Consider the following 8,244-nt stretch of genomic DNA (forward strand, 5'->3'; position numbering starts at 1 on the left):
ATGCGCCGCATCGAGCGGCGCATGCTCACATCAAAACATGACAGGACGGGGAGCACGACATGGCGACGACTTCAAACGGGACCGCGGTTTCCATCAGCAATACGCCGCAGGCAACGAACGACGTATTTACGTCGGCACAGACGGGGCTCACCGACAATACGCTCACCACCGTCTACCTGAACGTGATGGCGAACGATCTCGGCGGCGCGGCCAAGACGCTCTATTCGCTCGACTCCGGCACCGAAACGACCGTCGCGCTCGAACAGACGGCGTTGCTGACGCAGGATACGGGCCGGGCGGAATCGGTGAGCGCGGATTTCAGCGCGCACGGCGCGCACATCTGGATCACGTCGGACGGCAAGGTCGGGTATGACGCGAGCCATCTCGACGCATCGTGGTTGTCGAACAGCTTCAATACGCTCGGCTACGCGCAGGACAGCTTCACCTATGCGATCCGGCTGGGCAACGGTACGCTGAGCTGGGCGACCGCCTATGTCGACATTGCGCCGCCCGCCCCTGTCGTCGCGCTGGTGCACGACACGGGAATGTCGGCCGCCGACAACATCACGTCGGACGGTACGCTGTCGGTCGGCGCGGTGGCGCGCGGCGCGACCGTTCAGTACAGCACCGACAACGGCGCGCACTGGAACACGAGCTTCTGCGCCGTCGAAGGAACGAATACCGTGCTGGTGCGGCAGATCGACGTGACCGGCAATGCGTCGGCCGTGTCTTCGTGCTCGTTCACGCTGGATACGGCTGCCGGGACGGCGCCCGGGGTGGCGCTGGCGGTTGATTCGGGCAGTAGCGCGACCGATCACGTCACGAATGTCGGGACGCTGAATGTCACCGGGGTCCAGACGGGCGCCACCGTACAGTACAGCGTCGATAACGGGGCGCATTGGAAGACGAGCTTCAGCGCCGTCGAAGGGCTGAACAACGTGCAGGTTCGGCAGGTCGATGTCGCGGGCAATGCGTCGGCGGCCACGTCGTTCAGTTTCACGCTTGATACGTCGGCTGGTGCGCCGGGTGTTGCGCTGACGAGCGATTCCGGTAGCAGCGCCACTGATCACGTCACCAACGTCGGTACGTTGAATCTCTCAGGCATCGAGACGGGTGCCACCGTGCAGTACAGCGTCGATAATGGCGCACATTGGAGTACGAGCTTCAGCGCCGTCGAAGGGCTGAACAACGTGCAGGTTCGGCAGATCGATGTCGCGGGCAACACGTCGGCCCCAACCTCCTTCAGTTTCACGCTGGATACGTCGGCTGCTGCGCCGGGTGTCGCGCTTACGAGTGATTCCGGCAGCAGCGCCACGGACCACGTCACCAATGTCGGTACGTTGAATCTTTCAGGCATCGAGACCGGCGCCACCGTACAGTACAGCGTCGATAACGGGGCGCATTGGAGTACGAGCTTCAGCGCCGTCGAAGGGTTGAACAACGTGCAGGTTCGGCAGATCGATGTCGCGGGCAATACGTCGTCGGCCACGTCGTTTAGCTTCACGCTCGATACCTCGGCTGCTGCACCCGGCGTTGCGCTGACCACCGACTCGGGCAGTAGCGGGACTGACCACATCACCAATGTCGGCACACTGAACGTCACTAGCATCGAGACCGGCGCAACCGTGCAATACAGCGTCGATAACGGGGCGCATTGGAGTACCAGCTTCAGCGCCGTCGAAGGGTTGAACAACGTGCAGGTTCGGCAGATCGATGTCGCGGGCAATACGTCGTCGGCCACGTCGTTCAGCTTCACGCTCGATACGTCAGCCACTGCGCCCGGTGTCGCGCTCACGAGCGATTCCGGCAGCAGCGCCACGGATCACATCACCAATGTCGGTACGTTGAATCTCACTGGTGTCGAAACCGGCGCCACCGTGCAATACAGTGTCGATAACGGTGCGCATTGGAACACAAGCTTCAGCGCCGTCGAAGGTATAAACAACGTTCAAGTCCGCCAGATCGACGTGGCTGGCAATACCTCGTCGGCCACGTCGTTCAGTTTCACGCTCGATACGTCAGCCGCCGCGCCCAGTGTCGCGCTCACAAGCGACTCCGGCAGCAATGCCACCGACCACATCACCAACGTCGGTACGCTGAACGTCACTGGCATCGAGACCGGCGCCACCGTGCAATACAGCATCGACAACGGTGCGCATTGGAGTACGAGTTTCGGTGCCCTCGAAGGCGTGAACAATGTGCAGGTTCGGCAGATCGACGTGGCCGGAAACACATCGTCAGCCACATCGCTCAGTTTCACGCTCGATACCTCGGCCGCCGCGCCAGGTGTCGCCCTGACCACCGATTCCGGCACCAGTGCCACGGACCACATTACCAACGTCGGTACGTTGAATCTCTCAGGCATCGAGACGGGCGCCACCGTGCAGTACAGCGTCGATAACGGGGCGCATTGGAACACGAGCTTCAGCGCCGTCGAAGGGCTGAATAACGTGCAGGTTCGGCAGATCGATGTCGCGGGCAATACGTCGGCGGCAACGTCGTTCAGTTTCACGCTCGATACCTCGGCCGCCGCGCCCGGTGTCGCTCTGACCACCGACTCCGGCAGCAGCGCCACCGACCACATCACCAACGTCGGTACGTTGAATCTCTCAGGCATCGAGACCGGCGCCACAGTGCAATACAGCGTCGATAACGGGGCGCATTGGAGTACGAGCTTCAGTGCCGTCGAAGGCGTGAACAATGTCCAGGTTCGGCAGATCGATGTCGCGGGCAATACGTCGTCTGCAACGTCGTTTAGCTTTACGCTCGATACGTCAGCCGCCGCGCCCGGTGTCGCGCTCACGAGTGATTCCGGCAGCAGCGCCACCGACCACATCACCAATGTCGGTACGTTGAATCTCTCAGGCATCGAGACCGGCGCCACCGTGCAGTACAGCGTCGATAACGGGGCGCATTGGAACACGAGCTTCAGCGCCGTCGAAGGGCTGAACAATGTGCAGGTTCGACAGATCGATGTCGCGGGCAACACGTCCACCCCGACCTCGTTCAGCTTTACGCTCGATACGTCGGCTACCGCGCCCGGTGTCGCGCTCACGAGCGACTCGGGTAGCAGCTCGACCGATCACATCACCAACGTCGGCACGCTAAACGTCACTGGCATCGAAACCGGCGCCACCGTTCAGTACAGTATCGATAACGGTGCGCATTGGAACACGAGCTTCAGCGCCGTCGAGGGGCTGAACAATGTACAGGTCCGGCAGATCGATGTCGCGGGCAACACGTCGGCCCCGACCTCGTTCGGTTTCACGCTGGATACGTCGACTGCTGCGCTCGGTGTTGCGCTCACGAGTGATTCCGGCAGCAGCGCCACGGACCACATCACCAACGTCGGCACGCTGAACCTCTCCGGCATCGAAACCGGCGCAACCGTTCAGTACAGCGTCGACAACGGTGCGCATTGGAACACGAGCTTCAGTGCCGTCGAAGGACTGAACAATGTGCAAGTTCGACAGATCGATGTCGCGGGCAATACGTCGTCGGCAACGTCGTTCAGCTTCACGCTCGATACCTCAGCCGCCGCGCCCGGTGTTGCGCTCACAAGCGATTCCGGTAGCAGCTCGACCGATCACATCACCAACGTCGGCACGCTGAACCTCTCCGGCATCGAAACCGGCGCAACCGTTCAGTACAGCGTCGACAACGGGGCGCATTGGAGTACCAGCTTCAGCGCCGTCGAAGGGCTGAACAATGTGCAGGTTCGGCAGATCGATGTCGCGGGCAATACGTCGGCCCCGACCTCGTTCAGTTTCACGCTGGATACGTCGACTGCTGCGCCCGGTGTCGCGCTCACGAGCGATTCCGGCAGCAGCACCACGGATCACATCACCAATGTCGGCACGTTGAATCTCACCGGTGTCGAAACCGGCGCGACTGTCGAATACTCGACCGATGGTGGCCATACCTGGAACACCAGTTTCAACGCCGTCGAAGGGCTGAACGACGTGCAGGTTCGGCAGATCGATGTCGCGGGCAATACGTCGTCGGCCACGTCGCTCAGCTTCACGCTCGATACGTCGGCCGCCGCGCCCGGTGTCGCGCTGACCACCGATTCTGGTAGCAGCGCCACCGATCACATCACCAATGTCGGCACGTTGAATCTGACCGGTGTCGAAACGGGCGCCACCGTCGAATACTCGACCGACGGCGGCCACACCTGGAGCACCAGTTTCAACGCCGTTGAAGGCGTGAACGACGTACAGGTCAGGCAAATCGATGTCGCGGGCAACACGTCAGCTGCCACATCGCTCAGCTTCACGCTCGATACCTCGGCCGCTGCGCCCGGTGTCGTGCTCGCGAATGATTCCGGTAGTAGCACCACGGACCACATCACCAATGTCGGCACGCTGAACCTCTCAGGCATCGAGACGGGCGCCACAGTGCAATACAGCGTCGATAACGGTGCCCATTGGAACACGAGCTTCAGCGCCGTCGAAGGCGTGAACAATGTGCAGGTGCGGCAGATCGACGTCGCGGGCAATACGTCGTCGGCCACGTCGCTCAGCTTCACGCTCGATACCTCGGCCGCTGCACCGGGTGTTGCGTTGACCACCGATTCCGGCAGCAGCGCCACCGACCACGTCACCAACGTCGGCACGTTGAATCTCACCGGTGTCGAAACCGGCGCCACGATCGAATACTCGACGGATGGTGGCCACACCTGGAACACCAGCTTCAACGCCGTCGAAGGCGTGAACGACGTACAGGTTCGGCAGACCGATATCGCAGGCAATACGTCGAATCCGACCTCGTTCAACTTCACGCTCGATACCTCGGCCGCCGCGCCCGGTGTCGCACTGACCACCGACTCCGGTAGCAGCGCCACGGATCACATCACCAATGTCGGCGCGTTGAATCTCACCGGTGTCGAAACCGGCGCGACTGTCGAATACTCGACCGATGGTGGCCACACCTGGAACACCAGCTTCAACGCCGTCGAAGGCGTGAATGACGTACAGGTCCGGCAGACCGATGTCGCAGGCAATACGTCGGACCCGACGGCGTTCAGCTTCACGCTCGACACCTCGGCCGCCGCGCCCGGCGTTTCATTGACCACCGATTCCGGCGGCAACTCGACCGACCACATCACCAACGTCGGCACGTTGAATCTCACCGGTGTTGAAACGGGCGCCACCGTCGAATACTCGATCGATGGCGGTCATACCTGGAACACCAGCTTCAATGCCGTCGAAGGCGTCAACGATGTACAGGTTCGGCAGACCGATATCGCTGGCAACACATCGGATCCGACGGCGTTCAGCTTCACACTTGATACCTCAGCCGCCGCGCCCGGCGTCGCATTGACCGCCGATTCCGGCACTAGCTCGACCGATCACATCACCAACGTCGGTACGTTGAATCTTACGGGCGTTGAAACAGGCGCCACCGTCGAATATTCGACGGATGGTGGCCATACCTGGAACACCAGCTTCAACGCGGTCGAAGGCGCGAATGACGTACAGGTTCGACAAACCGATGTCGCAGGCAACACGTCAGACCCGACTTCGTTCAGCTTCACGCTCGATACGTCAGCCGCTGCGCCCGGTGTCGCACTGACCACTGACTCTGGTAGCAGCTCGACCGACCACATCACCAACGTCGGCACGTTGAATCTCACCGGTGTCGAAACGGGCGCCACCGTCGAGTACTCGATCGATGGCGGACATACCTGGAACACCAGCTTCAATGCCGTCGAAGGCGTCAACGATGTACAGGTTCGGCAGACCGATATCGCTGGCAATACGTCGGATCCGACGGCGTTCAGCTTCACACTTGATACCTCAGCCGCCGCGCCCGGCGTCGCATTGACGACCGATTCCGGCAGCAATGTCTCCGATCACATCACCAATGTCGGTACGTTGAATCTCACCGGTGTCGAAACAGGCGCCATGGTCGAATATTCGACGGATGGTGGCCATACCTGGAACACCAGTTTCAATGCCGTCGAAGGCGTCAACGATGTCCAGGTTCGGCAGACCGATGTCGCAGGCAATACGTCGGATCCGACGGCGTTCAGCTTCACGCTCGACACCTCGGCCGCCGCGCCCGGCGTTGCATTAACGACCGATTCCGGCAGCGACGCCACAGATCACATCACGAACGTCGGTACACTCAACGTGTCTGGTGTGGAGACTGGCGCAGTTGTCGAATACTCGATCGATGGCGGCCACACCTGGAGCACCAGTTTCAACGCCGTCGAAGGCGTGAACGACGTGCAGGTCAGGCAGACCGATGTCGCGGGCAATACGTCGGACCCGACGGCGTTCAGCTTCACGCTCGATACCTCGGCCGCCGCGACCGGCGTCGCACTGACCGCCGATTCCGGCACCAGCTCGACCGATCACATCACCAACGTCGGTACGTTGAATCTTACGGGTGTTGAAACGGGCGCCACGGTCGAATACTCGACCGATGGCGGCCATACCTGGAACACCAGCTTCAACGCCGTCGAAGGCGTCAACGATGTACAGGTTCGGCAAACCGATATTGCGGGCAACACGTCGGACCCGACCTCGTTCAGCTTCACGCTAGATACCTCAGCTGCTGCGCCCGGTGTCGCACTCGCGAGCGATTCCGGCGGCAACGCCGCCGATCACATCACCAACGTCGGTACACTCAATGTTTCTGGCGTGGAAACCGGCGCAGTTGTCGAATACTCGATCGATGGTGGCCACACTTGGAACACCAGCTTCAGCGCTGTCGAAGGCGTGAACGACGTGCAGGTCCGGCAGACCGATGTCGCAGGCAACACGTCAGACCCGACTTCGTTCAGCTTCACGCTAGATACCTCAGCTGCTGCGCCCGGTGTCGCACTCGCGAGCGATTCCGGCAGCAACGCCGCCGATCACATCACCAACGTCGGTACGCTCAATGTGTCTGGTGTGGAAACTGGCGCAGTTGTCGAATACTCGATCGATGGCGGTCATACCTGGAACACCAGTTTCAATGCCGTTGAAGGCGTGAACGATGTACAAATTCGGCAGACCGATGTCGCAGGCAACACGTCAGACCCGACTTCGTTCAGCTTTACGCTGGATACCTCGGCCGCTGCACCCGGTGTCGCGCTCACGAGCGATTCCGGTAGCAGCGCTACCGATCACACCACCAATGTCGGCACGCTGAATCTTAGCGGCATTGAAACGGGCGCCACCGTCGAATACTCGACCGATGGCGGCCACACGTGGAACACCAGCTTCAACGCCGTCGAAGGCGTGAACGACGTGCAGGTCCGGCAGACCGATGTCGCAGGCAACACGTCAGCCGCCACATCGCTCAGCTTCGCGCTCGATACCTCGGCCGCTGCGCCCGGTGTCGCGCTCACGAGCGATTCCGGTAGCAGCGCCACCGATCACATCACCAACGTCGGTACGTTGAATCTCACCGGTGTCGAAACAGGCGCCACGGTCGAATATTCGACCGATGGCGGTCATACCTGGAACACCAGCTTCAATGCCGTCGAAGGCGTGAACGATGTACAGGTTCGGCAGACCGATATCGCAGGCAACACGTCGGATCCGACTTCGTTCAGCTTCACGCTCGATACGTCGGCCGCCGCGCCCGGCGTCGCACTGACCGCCGATTCCGGCAATAGCTCGACCGATCACATCACCAACGTCGGTACGTTGAATCTTACGGGTGTTGAAACGGGCGCCACGGTCGAATACTCGACCGATGGCGGCCACACCTGGAACATCAGTTTCAATGCCGTCGAAGGCGTGAATGACGTACAGGTCAGGCAGACCGATGTCGCGGGCAATACGTCGGACCCGACGGCGTTCAGCTTCACGCTCGATACCTCGGCCGCTGCGCCAGGTGTTGCGTTGACCACCGATTCCGGCAGCAACGCCACCGATCACATCACCAACGTCGGTACACTCAACGTGTCTGGTGTGGAGACTGGCGCAGTTGTCGAATACTCGATCGATGGCGGCCACACCTGGAACACCAGTTTCAATGCCGTCGAAGGCGTGAACGACGTACAAATTCGGCAAACCGATGTCGCGGGTAATACGTCGGATCCGACGGCGTTCAGCTTCACGCTCGATACCTCGGCCGCCGCGCCAGGTGTCGCACTGACCGCCGATTCCGGCACCAGCTCGACCGATCACATCACCAACGTCGGTACGTTGAATCTTAGCGGCATTGAAACGGGCGCCACCGTCGAATACTCGACCGATGGCGGCCATACTTGGAGCACCAGTTTCAACGCCGTCGAAGGCGTGAACG

At 61.1% G+C, this 8,244-nt stretch carries 1 protein-coding gene; it reads left to right on the plus strand.

Going from position 1 to position 8,244, the window contains the following annotated elements; all coding sequences use genetic code 11:
- Positions 1-59 precede the first annotated feature (59 nt).
- The coding region (locus F3J14_RS11825) for an Ig-like domain-containing protein (RefSeq protein ID WP_166723138.1) at positions 60-8,244 on the plus strand (8,185 nt) is incomplete at its 3' end.

The organism is Burkholderia sp. Tr-862, assembly GCF_011753085.1.
Taxonomy (GTDB): domain Bacteria; phylum Pseudomonadota; class Gammaproteobacteria; order Burkholderiales; family Burkholderiaceae; genus Burkholderia; species Burkholderia ambifaria.